Origin of the sequence: Streptomyces venezuelae ATCC 10712 (genome assembly GCF_008639165.1) — a bacterium.
In the GTDB taxonomy this organism is placed as follows: Bacteria; Actinomycetota; Actinomycetes; order Streptomycetales; family Streptomycetaceae; genus Streptomyces; species Streptomyces venezuelae.
Map to the genome: position 1 here is coordinate 473,958 of NZ_CP029197.1, position 16,262 is coordinate 490,219.

The following is a 16,262-nucleotide window of genomic DNA, read 5'->3' on the forward strand; positions in this document are numbered from 1 at the left end:
TGACCATGACGGCGCTCGACCGGCTCGCCCGTACCGACCTCGCCTTCCTCAACTGGCGCGACCCCGGCCACCCCGAGGCGGGCGGAGCGGAGGCGTACTGCTGGGAGATCGCCCGGCGGTTCGTGGCGGCCGGAGCGCACGTCACCCTCGTCTCGTCGCGGTACCCCGGATCACGCGCACGGGAGTACCGCGACGGGATCCGCGTCGTGCGCGGCGGCGGCACGTTCGGCGTGTACGCCGCCGCCGCGGCGCACCTGCTGCGCCACCGTCACGCGTACGACGCCGTGGTCGACTTCCAGAACGGGATCCCGTTCTTCTCGCCGCTGTTCACCCCCCGCTGGACCGCGGACATCTGCGTCATCCACCACGTCCACCAGCACCAGTTCGACACCCGCTTCGACTGGCCGATGAACGCCGTGGGGCGGGTCCTGGAGAAGCAGGTCAGCCGCCGGGTCTACCGGGGGCGGCCGGTGGTCGTCGTGTCGCCGTCCACCCGCGAGGGCACCCGGCGCGAACTCGGCTTCGGCAACCCGATCCACATCGTGCCCAACGGCCGCCCCCTCCCGGAGCGCGCGGCGCCCACCGGACAGCGGTCGCGGACCCCGGCCCTCACCGTGGTCAGCCGGCTGGTGCCGCAGAAGCGGGTCGACCTGATCCTCCGGGCCGTGCCCGCGCTGCTCGCCCGGTGGCCCGAGCTGCGCGTCGACCTCTGCGGCGACGGCCCGGAAGGCGCGTCGCTGCGGAAACTCGCCGCCGGCCTGGGCATCGGCTCCGCCGTCGTGTTCCACGGGTACGTCTCCGAGGAGCGCCGCCAAGAGCTGTTCCACCGGGCGTGGCTGACGGTCGTGCCGTCCGTCGCCGAAGGGTGGGGGCTCGCCGTCATCGAGGCGAACAGCGTCGGCACCCCGGCCCTCGCCTTCGACGTCCCCGGGCTGCGGGACGCGATCAGGACCGGCGTCAACGGCTGGCTGCTCGACCGGGAAGCGGACCTCGCGGCCGGCGTCGCCTCGGCCCTGGACGCGCTGTCCGCCCCCGAGGCCCGGTCGCTGGCCGCGGCCCGCTGCCGTGCCTGGGCCGCCGCCTTCTCCTGGGACGCCAGCGCCGAACGGCTCGCGCAGGTCGTCCTGGAGGACCTCCAGCGCATCCACCGGCACCGGCGCTCCCGCCGCTCGGCCAGCGACCTGTCCGTGATCACGCGGTTCACCGCCGCCGACCCCGACTCCACCGAGCGGGCGGTGCGCACCGCCCTGCGGCAGACCGACGCCTGGCAGCGGGACGGGGACTCCTTCCGGGTCCTGCTCCACGGCTGCGACGAGGTGCGGGCGCTCAGCGCGCTGCGCCGACTCGCCGTCACGGACGCGGACATCGTCCTCGCCAGCGGCCACGACGTCCTGCTCGGTGCCGCGGAAGCGGACGAGCGGCCCCCGTCGGGCCGGGGCCCCGGGCGGCGGCCATGAGCCCCGCCGGACGGGTCGCGGAGCGGCCGCCGCTCCACCAGGACGAGGCCACGGCGGTGCACGGCGCCCGCTGGATCGCGACCGCCGTGGTCCTGGTCGGCGCGCTGAACTACGCCTACACCCTGGTCCTCACCCGGATGCTCGACGTCTCCCAGTACGCCAGCTTCGCCGCCGGTCAGGGGCTCGTGGTGTGCACCGCCGCGGTCGCCGTGGTCACCGTGCCCTGGATGCTGGCGCAGGCGCTGGCCCGGGCCCGCTCCGACGCCGAGCGCGGCGAGGCGGTCCGCTTCGCCGTGGTCACCGCCGTCCTGGGCGGCGTCGTCGCGGCGGCCGCGGTCGGCTGTGTCGCCATGGGGTTCGCGAGCACGCCGACGGCGCTGGTCGTCGCGGGCTCGACGCTCGCCATCTACGTCACCCGGGTCAGCGCGGGCTGGCTCCAGGGCACCGAGCGGCTCCGGACCCTCGCGGTGCTCACCGCCGTGGAGGCCGCCCTCAAGTTCGGCGTCGGGCTGTTCTTCGTCTCGGCGCTCGGCCTCGGCGAGGCGGGGGCGCTCGCGGCCTTCGGGGTCGCCGTCCTGCCGTACGTGTTCTTCCGGCCGCGCGGGCTCCGCGACGGGACCCGCCGCGCGTGGCGCTCCGTGAGTGTCGACCGGCAGCTGTGGCGGCGGGCGGGCGGCGTCGCCTCGCTGCAGGGCGTGGTGGCGCTGCTCGCGGCCGTGGACATCGTCCTCGTCGCGATGCTGCCCACCGACCGCGCGGCGGCGGCGAGTTACCAGGCGGCGGTGATGCTCGGCCGGGTCCCGCTGTTCCTGGCCGGGGCGGTGTCGATCGCCTTCCTGCCCGCGCTCTCGCGGCGCCGGGCCGGTGATCCGCTGACGGCGAGCGCGTTGCGGATGTACCTGACGGTGGCGCTGCCGCTGACGGTGGTGGCCGCGACGGTGCCCGGGGCGGTGCTCACGAAGGTCTTCCCCGCCGGGTACGCGACGGTGTCCACCCTGATGGCCTGCACGGCGACGGCGGGGCTCGCGCTCGGCGCGCTGGCCCTGCTCGTGACGTTCGCCCAGGCGGTCAACGACTACGCCTGTCTGCGGACGCTGCTCGGGGGCCTCGCCCTGTACGTGGCCGCGCTGGTGTCCGGCTGGGTCACCGGGGACGTGCTCGGGATGGCGATCGGCGGGCTCTGCGGGACGGTCGCGGCCCTCCTCCTGCTGGCCGTACGGCACGCCCGGCGGCAGGGGTTCGGGGTCGCGGAGCGGCCGTTCGGCCGGGTCGTGCTGCCGCTGCTCGCGCTCGCCGCGGGGCTCGCCCTGCTCCGCCCGTACCCCGTCGTCTGGTTCGTGGCCGCGCTCGCGGTCACGGTGGTCGCCCTGTGGCGCTTCTTCGGGCGGCGCCGCGCAGCTCCCGTCCCCGCGCCGGGTCCGGGCCAGGACGTCCCGGCCGACGGGGCCGGCGGCGGCCGGGACACGGAGCCGCGGACGCCGGCGGCCGGGGCGCCGGGCCCCGTGGCCGCGGCGGGAAGGACCCGGGCCGTGGTCCACGACGAGCGGTCCGTGCCGCTCCTCGTCGACGCCGTGTGGCGGGGCCGGGTCCGGCCCGCCGGCGACGAGGAGCTGCTCGGGGCGCTGGCCGCGGCCCGGCGCAACCAGGTCGAGGGCCGGCTGGCCCGGGCGTACCCCCGTCAGCTCGCGCGGACGCTCTCCGAGGTGGAGCGCGCGACCGGGCTGTTCCGGCGGAACCTCGTCGAGTCCACGGACCGGCTGCGGGCGGCGGGCATCCCGACCGTCCTCATCAAGGCCGATCTGGCGGGGGACTACGTGTACGGGAACTTCGACCTGGTGGTGCCGCCGGGGCGGCTGCGGGCCGCGCAGGCCGCGCTCGACGGCTGGTACGCGCACCGCACCACGTACTGGCTGGAGCGCTCCTCGAAGGTGCTCCTGGAACCGCCGAGCGGACCGGCCGCGCATCTGCACGGCTCCGTCTCGTGGTTCGGGGTGCCGGTGGTGCCCACCGAGCGGCTCTTCGCCCGGGCTCAGCGGCCCGGCCTGGTGAACGGCTCCGTGAACGGCCCGGCGCACGGCCTTGTGAACGGCCCGGCGCACGGCTCCGTGAACGGCTCCCCCGTCGACCGCGCCCCCGACCACGCCTGGCTGACCCCCTGCCCCTCCGACCGGCTGCGGATCTGGCTCGCGCACGCCCTCTTCCAGAACCTGACCCTCGACCTGTCCGAACTCCTCGCCCTGCGCGCCCTCCTCCACCCCGACGTGGTCGAGGAGGCCCGGCGCGAAGCCGCCCGCGAGGGCTGGTCCGCGGGCGGCCGGCGGGCCCTCGCCGCCGCCGTGGCGGCGATGGAGCGGCTCGACCGGGGCGAACCCGTCCCGCTGCCGCTGCCGCTCCCGGTGCGGACCTCGCTCCGGGTGGGGGCCGAACACTCCGGCCACCTCCTCGTCGAGGGCCGGGTCCGTGCCGCGACCCGCGAGGCGTCCCTGCGGGTGCCGCTCGTGGTGACCAAGAGACTTCGGAGGCGGGTGCCATGACGCGCTCACGAGGCCCGCTGCTCGTCGCCGTTTCCGGACCGGACGGCGCCGGGAAGTCCTCGCTGGTCGGCCGGCTCTCGGCGCTGCTCGCCGAGCGCGGTCTGACGGTCGTCGCCCTCCACTGCTACGGCTGCTTCCTGTGCCGGAGGTTCCCGGTTCCGCCCCGCGTGAGCGAGCCGGAGGAACCGGGCGGGGGCGAGTGGGCACGGCGCGCCGGTGATCCCGAGCGCCGGGGATCCGGGCTGCGCCGTGCCCACGCGTTCCTGGACGCGGGCGAGCTGTCGGCCCGGATCGCGCTGGCCCGGCTGCGGGCCCGGCGGCGGGCGCGGGGCGGGGACGCCGTGGTGCTCACGGACCGGGGGCCGCTGGACGGACTGGTGAAGTTCGACCTGCCGGCCGGCGCGCCGGCGGCGTCGGCGTTCCGCCGGGTCGCCGACCGCTACGGGCTGACCCTGCTCGTGGAGACCGGGCCCGAGACCCTGCGGGGCCGGGGCTGGGAGGAGGTCGCCGGTCCCCCGACCGTCTGGTGGGCCCGCTACCGCAGCTGGTCACGGCGGCTGCCGCGGATCACGCGGCTGGACGGCGAACGGCCCGCGTCGCGGGTGGCGGCCGAGGCCCTCGACCGGATCCTGGAAGCGGTACGGGAACGGGAGTCGGAGCGGCGGCGGGAGGCCGGTCCCGGGCAGGCGCCGGGGCTCGGCTTGGAGCCGGCCGGCGGCGGCGACCGGCGGCGGCGCCATGTCGTCGTCTCCATCTACGACGACGCGAAGAACCCCGCCTACCGGGGCGGCGGCGCCCTGGTCGTCGACAAGGTGGCGCGGCGGCTCGCCGAGGAGTACCGGGTGACCGTCGTGACGGCGGGCCGCGGTGGTGGCGGCGAGGAGCGCGACGGCATCCGGTACGTCCGGCTGCCGGTGTGCCGGGCGGGGCCGCGCGCCGGGCAGCTGCTGTTCCTGACGCTGCTGCCGTTCGTGGCCCGGCGCATCCGGCACGACCTGTGGCTGGAGAGCTTCACTCCGCCGTTCTCGACCAGTTTCCTGCCGCTGACGACGGGCGCGCCCGTCGTGGGCATCGACCAGGGCCGCAGCGCCGAGGCCCTGTGGCGGCGCTACCACGTGCCCTTCTTCCTGGTCGAGCGGCTGGGGCTGCGCTGCTACCGGCACATCGTGGTGATGAACGCGGCGGACGGCTCGGTCGTCCGGCGGCTCAGCCCGCGTGCCGACGTGCAGGTGATCGCCAACGGCGTCGACCGGCGCGACCTCGACGAGAACCGGCTGGGCAGCGGGCGGTTCATCCTGTTCCTGGGGCGGATCGACACCTGGGTCAAGGGCCTCGACCTGCTGCTCGACGCGTACGACCGGGCCGGGCCGCCGCTCGAACTGCTCCTCGCGGGCAGCGGCACCCCGGCCGAGGAGCGCCGGCTCGCGGCGCTCGTCGCCGCCCACGCCTCCGGGCCGGAGCCCCGGATCCACTGGGTGGGGTACGCGGAGGAGGAGCGCAAGCGACAGCTCCTGCGGGACTGCGCCTTCCTGGTGATGCCGTCCCGGCACGAGACCTTCGGCCTGGTGGCCCTCGAAGGCATGTCGTACGGCAAGCCCGTGCTGCACTTCGACCTGCCGGCGCTGCGCTGGATGCGCGACGGCGGCGACGTGGCCGTACCGCCGTTCGACGTGGCGGCCTTCGGACGGCGGATGAACGAGCTGGCCGCCGACCCCGCGCTCCGGCGCCGGCTCGGGCGGCGCTCCGGCCTCGCCGCGCAGCGGTACACGTGGGACGAGATGACGGGCCGCTATCTGGCCCTGGCCCACCGGCTTCTGGACACTCCCGCCCCCGCACGGCGGCCGAGGAAGAGGGGTGCGTCATGGCAGACGACCCGCTGACCGGATTCGTCCGCACCGTCGTCGGATCGGACGTGCCGATCCTGGTGCTCTCGCCGCACCTGGACGACGCCGTCCTGTCCTGCGGCGGGCTGCTCGGCTGGGCCGGGCGGCGGGCGCCGGTGACGGTCGCCACGCTGTTCACGGAGGCCGCGCCGCCGCCGTACACCCTCTCGGCCCGCCAGTACCTGAAGCAGACCGGCGCCGGGGACGCCGAGGAGCTGTTCGCCGAGCGGCGGGCGGAGGACCGGCGGGTCCTGGAACGGCTCGACGTCGCGATCCGCCATGTGGGCCTGGTCGACGGCCTGTTCCGGCGGCTCCCCCGGCCCCGGCCCGGCACGGGGCGGCTGGCCCGGCTGCTGCCCGAGGTGGCCCAGGTGTACCCGACGTACCGGCTGCACCTGTCCCGGGGCCGGGTCTCCCCGCACGACGCCGAGACCCTGCGCCTGGTCGCCGGCACGGTCGACGAGCTGCTCCCCGGCCGCTCCGGCGGACTGCTGCTCGCCCCGCTGGGCGTGGGCGGGCACGCCGACCACGTCCTCGTCCGCACCGCGGCCGAGCGGAGCGGCCGCCCGGTCGTGTACTACAGCGACTTCCCGTACGACCAGCACGCCGGCCCCGACGCCCGCTTCACCGCGCGGAACGGTCTCGTGGCCCGGGCCTGGGAGCGGGGACTCGACCGCAAGGCCGAGCTGATCCGGGGGTACGGGACCCAGGTCGACGCCCTGTTCCCGGACGGCCGCGTGCCGCGCGCACCCGAGGTGTACCTGCTGCCCGGGGCGACGGCGACCGACCCGCCCGGACCGGCCGGGAAACCGGCACCCGCGCGCGGGTCCGCCCGCGGGGTGCGTACCGCTGGAGGTGTGCCGTGACCGTTCCCCGTACCGCTCCCGTGTCCGCGGGGACCGGACCGGCGCCGCCGGTCGCCTCCCCCGCCGGTCCGCACGGCCGTCGCGGTCCTGTGCCCACCGTCGTGTACGCGGCGGGCGCCGCCCTGCTCACGGTGGTCCTGCGGCTGATCCAGATCAGCCGCGCGGGCGACCTGTTCGTCGACGAGCCGATCTACCGGCGGCTCGGGGACAGCGCGGCGGCGGGCGGCTTCCCCCGGACCGACGAGGGCCTGTTCTTCCTGCACCCGCCCGGCTACTTCTACCTGGAGGCGGGCTGGACGAAGGTGGTCGGAGAGCACTCCGACATCATCGCCGGCGTGCACTCCTCCCGGGTGCTCAACGCCCTGCTCGCCGGGGTCACCGCGGCCCTGATCGTCTTCCTCGTCGCCCGGGTGCGCTCGCGCGGCGCGGGCGCCGTCGCCGGTCTCGTCTTCGCCCTCGACCAGTTCTGCGTCCGGCAGAATGACCGGGTCCTGCTGGAGACCGCGACGATGGTCTGGATCCTCGCCGGCTATCTGGTCCTCGTCGGGCTCGCCGGGGCCGATCCGCCCGCCCGGCCACGGGCCAGGGCGGCGCTCGCCGGACTGTTCCTGGGGCTCGCGGTCCTGACGAAGGACCACGCGGTGCTGATCACCGTGCTGCCCCTGCTCGCCGCCCTGGCGCTCGGCTGGGGCCCGCCCCGGCGGCTCGTCGCCCTGACCACCGCCGTGACCGTCGCCTCGTACGCCGTGTACGTGGCGCTGCTGTCCGGATTCGGGCACTTCGACGAGTTCTGGGCGGCGAAGACGTCCGGCGTGCGGCGGCTGCTCGGGATCGTGCAGGAGACCGGCTTCAACGCGGCGGGCACCCCCTCGCTCGCCGGCCGGCTCCTCGACGAACTCCCCGGGTACGCGGCCACGTACCTGCTCCTCGCCCTCACCCCGGTGGCGCTCTTCCTGCTGCTGCGGCGCAAGGAGCCGGTGTACCGGCTGCTCGCCCTGCTCCACGCCTCGGCGATCGTCACCCTGGCGTACGCGGTCGCGGTCGGCACCCTGGAGGAGCAGGCGCTGTACCTGCTGTTCGTGCCCAATCTGGTGGCGCTCGCGGTCACCCTGCCGGTGCCGTCCCGGCGGCGGCCCCGGCTGCGCGTCCTGGCCTGCGGCGTCCTCGTCGCGGTCCTCGCCACCCCCGCCGTCGTGTACGCCAGGGACCGCTGGACTCCCGACGACGGATTCGACCGCCTCCGCGCCTATCTGCTCACCCATCTGCCCGCGGGCAGCGGGATCGTGACCGTCGACGGTCAGCGGACCCGGGGCGTGACGAACTGGGCGCTCAACGACACCTACCGGCTGGGTCACTGGGTGACGCCCGCGGAGCAGGCGGCCAACGACGCCCGGTACGTGATCGTGCCGTGGCGGGTCATCGAGCAGGGCTACGGCCGCTCGCCGCTCACGGAGGTGGAGCGGATGACGGACGGGCTGCGGCCGGTGTTCGCCTTCGACGGGCCCACGTACGGCACGCTCGCCCTGTACCGGCTGCCGTCGCCGCTGCCCGGTCCGGACCTGACGGAACTCGCCGTGCCCGGCTCGGCGGTGACGGGGCCGCTGCTCCCGGCGCCCGGTCCGCCCGTGACGGAGGCCGGCGATGCGCCGCGGTGAGCGGCCCCGCGTCCTCCTCCTGACCAGCAGTCCGCTGGACGGGGCGGAGGGCTGTGACGTGCGGCTGGCGGCCGACGTCCTCGGGTCCCTGCCCGAGGTGGACTTCGTCTGGTTCTCGCAGTGGCCCGGCCGCCGTCAGGCCCGTCCCTCGCGCGGGCGTCCCGTCCGCGTCCTCTCCAGGGACGGGATGCCGCACGTCTCCGAGCGGCTGCAGTCCGCGGTCGCCGGGGCCGTCCTCGCGCGCCGGGTCGACCTGGTGCACGCCTTCCTCACCGTGGGCCGCGCCTTCCCCGCCTTCTCGTGGCTGCGGCCGCTGCTGCTCGGCGGGCGGCCGGTCGTCCACACCGTGCCCGGCGTGATGGACACCCGCTTCCTGCGGCGCGTCCGCCCGCTGGGGACCACGGTCGCCCTGTCCGAGTCGATGGCCCGAAGGCTGCGGGCCGCGGACTTCGGTGACGTCCGGGTCGTCCCGCCCATGATCGGCCTGGACGCGTGGCCGTACCTGCCGCGCCCCAAGGGGCTCCCGGTGGTCCTGTTCGCCGGGCACCACGATCCGCACGGCGGGGCGGAGACCTCGATCGACGCGGCGGCGGAGGCCGTACGGGCCGGGGCCTCGTTCCGGCTGGTGCTCGCGATGCGCGCCCGGCCCGGCCAGAACGCCGCCGCGCTCGACGAGGCACTGCGGGAGCGGGCCGGTCTGGCCGGGCTCAGGGACGTCGAGGTACGCGGCTACGTCGACGACATGCACCAGCTGCTCTCCACGACCCATGTCCTGCTGTTCCCGCCGGCGGTGCTCGGCGGGAAGGCGGACATCCCGCTGACCGTGCTCCAGGCGCTGGCCTCGGGGCGGCCGGCGATCCTCAGCGACCTGCCGCAGTTCTCCGACTTCGGCCACGCCGTGCTGCGGGCCCCGGCGGGCGACGCGCGCCGCACCGGGCAGCAGTTGGCCTGGCTGCTGGACCAGCCGCGGTCCTGGGACGTGCTCGCGGAGCGGGGCCGTGCGCTGGTCGAGGACCACTTCGGCCCCGAGCGGTTCGCGGCCCGGTACGCGGCCCTCTACCGGGAGCTGCTGTCATGACGGCGCGGTGGCGGGCGGGCCCCCGGGGCGTCCCGGGCGTGCTGGTCGTGTGCGCGGTGGTCCTGCTGCTCGTGGGGGCGTTCGGCGTGCTGCGGCACGAGGACCCGGAGCGGGAGCCGTACTGGTACGGCACCCTGCAGACCGATCCCGACCGGGCCCGCACCGAGTACGAGCACGGCATCCGGGTGGCCCACCTCCAGATCGACTGGGGCAGCTTCGAACCCGAACAGGGCGTGTACGACGAGGAGTACGCGCGCGAGGTACGGGACCGGCTGGACGAGTTCGCCGCGGCGGGGCTGCGGGTGGAGGCGGGGCTCGGCCTCAACCATCCGCCGTCCTGGCTGCCGGACGCCTTTCCCGAGTCCGTCTACGTGAACCAGTTCGGCGAGCGGTCCACCAGCACGCCGAACATCGTGTTCAGCGAGCCCGTGCGGGAGCACATCGCCGAGTACGCGCGCGCGGTGGACCGGTTGATCGGTCTCGACCGGTTCTGGGCGGTCAGGGTCGGTGTCAACGAGAACGGGGAGTTCTCCTATCCGACGCCGCTGTCGGAGAGCGGCGGGCCCGGTGAGTTCTGGGCGTACGACAGCCACGCCCAGGAGAGCAGCCCGTATCCGGGCTGGCGCCCGGGGGAACGGACCTACCACGGCAGGCCGTTCACCCGGGAGGAGGTGCGGCGCTGGTACGAGTGGTACGCGGGAGCGCTCGCGGGGGCGGTGAACTGGCAGCTGGGCCTGTACGACTCGCTCGGCTACGAGGGAGCCCTGAAGATCCTGGTTCCGGGGGCGGGCTTCTACCCCTCGGACCTGGCGGCGGCCGTGGACGACCGGCTGGTCGACACGCCGTCGATCCGGCTCGTCGCGCGCGGCGTCGGGTTCTTCCTGACCCTTCCCCTGGTCGAGCACCGGGACACGGTCCGCATCGTCACCACCGCCCTGGTGGACGGCACGGGCGACCCCACGGACAACGGCTGCTCGGCGACCGACGCGCGGACGGACCCCGCCGCCCCGGACGACGCGACCGTACGCGACTGGTCCTCGGCGCGCTGGGTGGTGGCGGTGGCCCGGAGCGCGGGCTTCGACCGGCTGACCGGGGAGAGCGCGGGACCGCAGGTCTCCCCGTACCGGCCGGGGGTGACGGAGACGGCGTACCGGCAGATGGCGTCCTGCGGCCTCGAAGGCCTCATGTGGGCCTTCGACGAGCAGCTGTACGACGGGACGCCCGGTTCCTCCCTGGAGGAGTACGCGGAGACGATCCGGCGTCACCCCTGAGGCGCCGGCGGGGAGTCCGGCGAGCCGGGCCGCTCGGCGGTGAGGAGGAGGAAGCCGGTGTCCCCGTACTCGGGCAGGGTCGGGTCCTTGGCGAGCCGGACGATCCGCAGGCCGGTGGTGCGGGGCGCGAAGACGGCCCGCAGATCGGCCTCGTCGACCGGGCAGGCGGGCCAGACCGGTCCGGCGCCGATGCGGTAGCTCGGCATGCCCGCCATGAACGCGGCGAGGAGCCGGCCGCCGGGGCGGACCGCGCGGACGAACGCCTCGCACAGGGCGGTGAACTCGCCGGGGTCCTCGGTGACGCTCTCGGCGACGAAGTTCATCGAGGCCAGGTCGTAGCGGCCGGGGACCAGGTCGGCGGCGGTCCCGCGCACGACGTGGACCGGCCGGAGCGCCTCCGCGCAGTCGGCCGGAAGGGCCGGGTCGAGGGACCGGCACAGCTGGTAGAAGGGCTCCCAGCTGGCGTCCGGGCCGTGGTCCAGCTGGCGGCGCAGGTAGCGGACGTTGGCGGCGCCGGGTTCGAGGGCGTCGATCCGGCGGCTCGCGGCGCCCGCGAGCATCAGCGGATAGAGGTTGGGGCCCGCGCCGAGTTCCAGGGTCCGGGCCAGGCTGCCGGGGGCGTACCGGCGGTAGACGGCGGCGTGGTGGCGGATGACGCCGATGTCGCAGGGGTGGAGCCTGCGGTAGTTCTCGGCGAGGTAGTCGGCGACGGGCCAGAGGTTCCAGTCGGCGTCCCGGTTGCGGCGCACAGGCGAGGCCGGCGGTCGGCTCGGGGGCGGCGCCGGCGGGCGCGGCCCGGTCCCGTGCGTCACGGCTCCGGCGTCCGGCCGGCCGTGACGGCACCGGGGCTCGCGGCCCGGGCGTCGGCGGTCTGCAGGGCGAACCGTCCGGCGAGTGCCGTGAGCGCCCCGCACAGCTCCTCGATCTCCTCGTCGGTGTTGGCGGCCGTGATCTGGATGCGGAAGCCGACCCGGTCGCGCGGGACCAGCGGGTAGGAGGCGAGCGTCACGTAGATGCCGTGCTCCCAGAGGAAGGAGGCGACGTCGTCGAGGTCGTCGGCGTCGGCGAGCGGGATCTCGACGATGGGCAGTCCGTCGGTGTTCGGCGTGGCGATGCCCAGGGCGCGTACATGGGCGAGGACGCGGGCCGTCCTGCGGTACAGGACGGCCCGGATCTCGTCCCCGCGCGCGTCGTTGACGTCGAGCCCGGCGAGGGCGGTGGCCAGCGAGGCCGTCGGTGAGGGACCGGAGTACAGGTACGGGGCCGCCGCCACCTTCAGATGGTCCTTGAGCCACTTGGGGACGGCGAGGAAGGCGAGGAGCGAGGAGAACGCCTTGGAGAAGCCGCCGACCAGGACCAGGTCGTCGTAGGTCTCGCCGAGGTGGCGGACGATGCTGTTGCCGCGCGAGCCGTAGGGGCTGGTCTCGCCGGGGCGGCGCTCCCCGATCACACCGAAGCCGTGGGCGTCGTCGACGTACAGCAGGCCGCCGTTCTCGCGGCAGACCCGGGCCAGGGTGGGCAGGTCGGGGAAGTTGCCGGTCATGCTGTTGACGCCGTCCATGCAGACGAGCCGGGTCGCGTCGGCGGGCGCGCCGCGCAGCAGCGCCTCGAGCTCGTCGGGCCGTTCGGCGTGGAAGCGGTGGATCTCGGCGCCCTGGCCCCGGGCGACGACACAGCCGTCGTACACGGTCCGGTGGGCCCGCGCCTCGACGAAGACCTGGCCGGTGCCCGCGAGGAGCGGGATCACCGACTGGTGGATGAGGGTGATGGTGGGCAGCAGCAGGGTGTCGGGGGCGCCGAGGAGTTCGGTGAGCCGCTCCTCGATCCGGGGGTAGAGCCGGGGGCTGCCGATGAGCCGGGACCAGCTGGGATGGGTGCCCCACCGTCTGACCTCGGGTTCGATGGCGTCGATGACCGTCGGGTCGAGGTCGAGGCCGAGGTAGTTGCAGGAGGCGAAGTCGATGAGCCAGTCCTCGCCGACCCGGATGCGGCGGCCGTCGACCTCGTCGATCACGGCGTCGCACATGCGGCTGGTCCGGTGGAGGTGTTCGAGGTCGCGCCAGCGGGAGGCGCGCGGGGGGTGGTGGGCCGCCCGCGCGGCCGGCCGGACGGCCGGGCGGAGCGGTGGCCGTTCCCCGGCCGGCGCGGACCGGTGCAGATAGGACTCGGCCTGGTGGGCGGTCATGGGCCGGGCGAAGAGGTAGCCCTGTCCGTACCGGCAGCCCATCTCGGCGAGCAGCGCCCGCTGTTCCTCGTGCTCGATGCCCTCGGCGACGACCTGGAGGCCGAGGACGTCGGCGATGCGCACGATGCCTTCGACGAGGGCGACCTGCTGGGGGTCGGTGGTGATGTTGTCGATGAACGACTTGTCGACCTTGAGGACGTCGATGGGGAACTCGCGGAGGTAGCTGAGCGAGGAGAACCCGGTGCCGAAGTCGTCGATGGCGATGGAGACGCCCAGCTCCTTCAGGGCCGCCATGGTGGTCCTGATCTGGGCGTCGCGGCGCATCAGGACGGTCTCGGTGAGTTCCAGGACCAGCGAGCCGGGGGCGAGCCCGGAGGAGCGCAGGGCGCGCCGTACGCCTTCGAGGAAGCCGGGGTCGCGGAACTGGCGGGCGGAGACGTTGACGCTGGCGTAGAGCGGGGCGCGCTGGGGGCGGGCGCGCTGCCAGCGGGCGATGTCCAGGGCGGCGTGTTCGAGGACCCAGGCGCCGAGCGGCATGATGTGCCCGCTCTCCTCGGCCAGCGCGATGAACTGGTCCGGCGGCACCATGCCGCGGCGGGCGTGCGGCCAGCGGATCAGTGCTTCTAGCCCGGCCGGGGCCCCGTCGCGGACCTCCACGATCGGCTGGTAGCGGAGGGCGAAGGCGTGGTCGGCGATGGCCGTGTCCATGCCGGCCTGGAGTTCGTGGCGGGCGACGAGCTTGGAGTGGAACTCGGGGTGGAAGAGCCGCCAGCGCTTCTTTCCGGCCGCCTTGGCCGCGTACAGGGCGAGGTCGGCGTGGCCGAGGAGCTCCTCGGCGTGGGCGCTGTCGAGGACGGTGGCGACGCCGACGCTGGTCGACACCGAGACGGCTCCGTCGGTGAGGTGGAAGGGCTGGCTCAGGGTGTGCACGATCTCGGCGGCGAGGGCCTCGGCGTCGCGGGTTTCGCGGGCGCCCTCGATGAGGACGGCGAACTCGTCGCCGCCGAGCCGGGCGGCGGTGTCGGTGAGTCGCAGGACGGAGGTGAGGCGGCGGGCGACGGCGACGAGGAGTTCGTCGCCGACGGAGTGCCCCATGGTGTCGTTGACGACCTTGAAGTCGTCGAGGTCGACGAAGAGCATGCAGGTCAGGGTGGATTCGCGGCGGCCCCTGAGCAGGGCGCGTTCGACCCGTTCGAGGAGCAGGACGCGGTTGGGGAGCCCGGTGAGCGAGTCGTGGAACGCCCGGTGGGTCAGCTCCCGTTCCAGTTTCCGCTGTTCGGTCACGTCGCGGAGGGTGAGGACGAGGCCGTGCACGGTGTTCTCGTCGCGGAGGTTGCTGCAGCGGACCTCGACCTCCAGGTCGGCCGAGCCGCCGTGCAGCAGCTTCCAGTCGTCGCGGGCGTCGACGGAGGCACGGGTGCGCGCGTCGGACAGGACGCGCAGGGCGGCGGCCGTGTCGGCGGGGGCGACGAGGTCGGTGAGCGGGGTCCCGGGGAGCAGGGAGCGGCCGAACATGGTCTCGGCGGAGGGGCTCGCGTACCGGACGGTGTCGTCGTCGTCGACGATGAGGATCACGTCCGAGGTGTTGTGCACGAGGGTACGGAAGTAGGCCTCGCTGGTACGGCGGTTGACCTCCTCGCTGAGGGCGAAGCGTTCGAGGGCCAGGGCCGCCTGGGAGGCGAGGGACTGGGCGGAGCCGGAGATCTCGGCGAGCTTCTTCTCGGGGCCGGCCAGGAGCAGGACGCCGAGCAGGGGTTCGGGTCCGGCCGGGGCCTGGAGTTTCAGGGGGCACATCAGCACGAAGAGCTCGGGGGCGAGTTCCGCGGCGACGGCGGGGTCCAGGCGGTGCACGGGCAGGAGCCGGGTCCCCTCGGCGACGGAGTCGGGCCAGGCGGTGCCGTGGGGTTCGGGCGGGGCCGTGCCGGTGGCCCGCGGGCCGGCGGGGCCGTGGGGGCCGGTCGTCTCGTCGTGGTCCGGTGCCGGGTCCTGGCCGGGGTCCCGGTCCTGGCCGGGCGGGCGTACGGGCTCCGGCGCGGCCGGCCGGGCGGACTCCGGGCCGGTGGCGGGCCGTACGGAGGCGGGCCGGGTCAGCTCGTCGGTGTGGCAGCTCCAGGGGTGGCCGGCGGTGGCGACGGCGTTGAGGCCGCCCTTGCGGTCCCGGGTGAGCAGGAGGACCCGGTGAGCGGTACCGGGACCGAAGAGGGTGGCGGACGCCGTCTCCACCGCGCCGGCGACCTCGCGCGGGCTCAGGGCGGCGACCAGCGACGCGGCGGCGATCCGGAGGCTGCGTTCACGCGCCTCGGACTTGCCGTGGTCGTTCATCATGCCCCAGAGCCGGGCGAGGACCAGCAGGAACATCAGGGCCGAGAAGATCGCGATGACGGCGATGTCCTGGTCGCGGTCGTGCCGCAGCGACTGGAAGAGGAGCAGGGCGGGCGCGACGAGCGAGGCGCAGGCGAGCAGGACGAGCCGCCGCTCGGCCACGTGCGGTGCCGGTTCGGGGGCGCGTTCGGTCAGGCCCGTCATGGAGGGGTGCAGGGCGGCGAGTCCCCAGGCGGTGAAGAAGACGACCCAGCCCAGGTCCCAGGGGGTGCCGACCTGCCAGGTGCCGCGGAGCTGGAGGAAGCCGTAGATGACGTCGGAGGCGAGGATGCCGCAGGTGCCGAGGGTGAGGAGCTGTACGGATCGGGATCTGAGGCCGCCGGGGACGAGGAGCCGGGCCAGCATCGCGAGCATCAGGACGTCGCCGAGGGGGTAGGCGATCGAGATGGCCTTCTCGATCCAGCTCATGTCCTCGCTCCTGGCGAGCGGGGTGATGAGGTTGACCCAGGAGAGCAGCGCGAGGCCCGAGGTGAGGATGAGCGCGTCGAGGACGACCCCGAGGTCACGGCCGACGGCCCGGTAGCGGATGAAGCCGAACAGGCCGACGGCGAACAGCGGGTAGGTCACCAGGTAGAGGGCGTCCGCCACGGACGGGAAGGGCCTGATCTGCCCGAAGAAGGCCTCCAGGGCGTTGTACGCGGTGTCGCCGCCGACGAAGGCGAGGTTGGCGGCGGCGAGCACCAGCCAGGGCCAGCGGCGTGAGGGCTTGTGCAGATGGACCCCGACGAGGATGGCGCCGACGCCGCCGAGCCCGATGAGCGCCCACAGGACGGTGTGCCGGGCGGGGACCTGCAGATAGGCGACCGTCAGCCCGGCCACGACGAGGAGGTACACGAGGGTCCAGCGGCGCAGTGTCCCGGTCGCGGCGAGCGGCCGGTTCGGCTGGCGCAGCGACATCGTCGACCGCCCCCTTGCCGGGTCGGACGCCGTCGGAGCGCCCTGTCGCGGATA

9 protein-coding genes are annotated in these 16,262 nt (G+C 74.9%); 7 read left to right on the forward strand and 2 right to left on the reverse strand.

Annotated features, from left to right (window positions below; genetic code table 11):
- The first annotated feature begins 5 nt into the window (after nucleotides 1-5).
- From DEJ43_RS02135 to DEJ43_RS02165, 7 genes are read left to right on the forward strand one after another with little or no spacing between them, the layout of a single operon-like run.
- On the forward strand, nucleotides 6-1,457 hold the full coding sequence (locus DEJ43_RS02135) for a glycosyltransferase family 4 protein (RefSeq protein WP_041663493.1): 1,452 nt from the start codon (nucleotides 6-8) through the stop codon (nucleotides 1,455-1,457).
- Nucleotides 1,454-3,991 (forward strand): lipopolysaccharide biosynthesis protein, encoded by a 2,538-nt coding sequence (locus tag DEJ43_RS02140; RefSeq protein WP_015031650.1) that lies wholly within the window; start codon nucleotides 1,454-1,456, stop codon nucleotides 3,989-3,991. The genes DEJ43_RS02135 and DEJ43_RS02140 overlap by 4 nt, the downstream gene beginning before the upstream one ends.
- A complete protein-coding gene (locus DEJ43_RS02145) occupies nucleotides 3,988-5,871 on the forward strand; it encodes a glycosyltransferase family 4 protein (RefSeq protein WP_015031651.1) in 1,884 nt (627 codons plus the stop codon). Before DEJ43_RS02140 ends, DEJ43_RS02145 begins: the two co-directional genes overlap by 4 nt.
- On the forward strand, nucleotides 5,853-6,740 hold the full coding sequence (locus DEJ43_RS02150) for a PIG-L deacetylase family protein (protein WP_015031652.1): 888 nt from the start codon (nucleotides 5,853-5,855) through the stop codon (nucleotides 6,738-6,740). The genes DEJ43_RS02145 and DEJ43_RS02150 overlap by 19 nt, the downstream gene beginning before the upstream one ends.
- The gene (locus DEJ43_RS02155; protein ID WP_015031653.1) at nucleotides 6,737-8,395 is read left to right on the forward strand and encodes a phospholipid carrier-dependent glycosyltransferase; all 1,659 of its coding nucleotides are present in this window, start codon (nucleotides 6,737-6,739) and stop codon (nucleotides 8,393-8,395) included. Before DEJ43_RS02150 ends, DEJ43_RS02155 begins: the two co-directional genes overlap by 4 nt.
- Nucleotides 8,382-9,473 (forward strand): glycosyltransferase family 4 protein, encoded by a 1,092-nt coding sequence (locus DEJ43_RS02160; RefSeq protein WP_015031654.1) that lies wholly within the window; start codon nucleotides 8,382-8,384, stop codon nucleotides 9,471-9,473. The genes DEJ43_RS02155 and DEJ43_RS02160 overlap by 14 nt, the downstream gene beginning before the upstream one ends.
- Nucleotides 9,470-10,744 carry a beta-galactosidase gene (locus tag DEJ43_RS02165; protein ID WP_015031655.1) on the forward strand — a complete coding sequence of 425 codons (1,275 nt, stop codon included), beginning with the start codon at nucleotides 9,470-9,472 and terminating at the stop codon, nucleotides 10,742-10,744. The genes DEJ43_RS02160 and DEJ43_RS02165 overlap by 4 nt, the downstream gene beginning before the upstream one ends.
- Here the strand turns inward: DEJ43_RS02165 and DEJ43_RS02170 are convergent.
- Nucleotides 10,735-11,493, reverse strand: a complete 759-nt coding sequence (locus tag DEJ43_RS02170; protein WP_041663497.1) for a class I SAM-dependent methyltransferase — start codon at nucleotides 11,491-11,493, stop codon at nucleotides 10,735-10,737. The genes DEJ43_RS02165 and DEJ43_RS02170 overlap by 10 nt on opposite strands.
- 59 nt (nucleotides 11,494-11,552) lie before the next feature.
- Entirely contained in the window at nucleotides 11,553-16,208 is a 4,656-nt protein-coding gene (locus tag DEJ43_RS02175; RefSeq protein WP_233447910.1) for an aminotransferase class I/II-fold pyridoxal phosphate-dependent enzyme, read from the reverse strand.
- Nucleotides 16,209-16,262 lie beyond the last annotated feature (54 nt).

Bases quoted from the DNA above. Each gene is read 5' to 3' on its own strand.
- DEJ43_RS02140 (WP_015031650.1), top strand. From the start codon at position 1,454: ATGAGCCCCGCCGGACGGGTCGCGGAGCGGCCGCCGCTCCACCAGGAC.
- DEJ43_RS02145 (WP_015031651.1), top strand. From the start codon at position 3,988: ATGACGCGCTCACGAGGCCCGCTGCTCGTCGCCGTTTCCGGACCGGAC.
- DEJ43_RS02165 (WP_015031655.1), top strand. From the start codon at position 9,470: ATGACGGCGCGGTGGCGGGCGGGCCCCCGGGGCGTCCCGGGCGTGCTG.
- DEJ43_RS02135 (WP_041663493.1), top strand. From the start codon at position 6: ATGACGGCGCTCGACCGGCTCGCCCGTACCGACCTCGCCTTCCTCAAC.
- DEJ43_RS02150 (WP_015031652.1), top strand. From the start codon at position 5,853: ATGGCAGACGACCCGCTGACCGGATTCGTCCGCACCGTCGTCGGATCG.
- DEJ43_RS02175 (WP_233447910.1), bottom strand. From the start codon at position 16,208: ATGTCGCTGCGCCAGCCGAACCGGCCGCTCGCCGCGACCGGGACACTG.
- DEJ43_RS02160 (WP_015031654.1), top strand. From the start codon at position 8,382: ATGCGCCGCGGTGAGCGGCCCCGCGTCCTCCTCCTGACCAGCAGTCCG.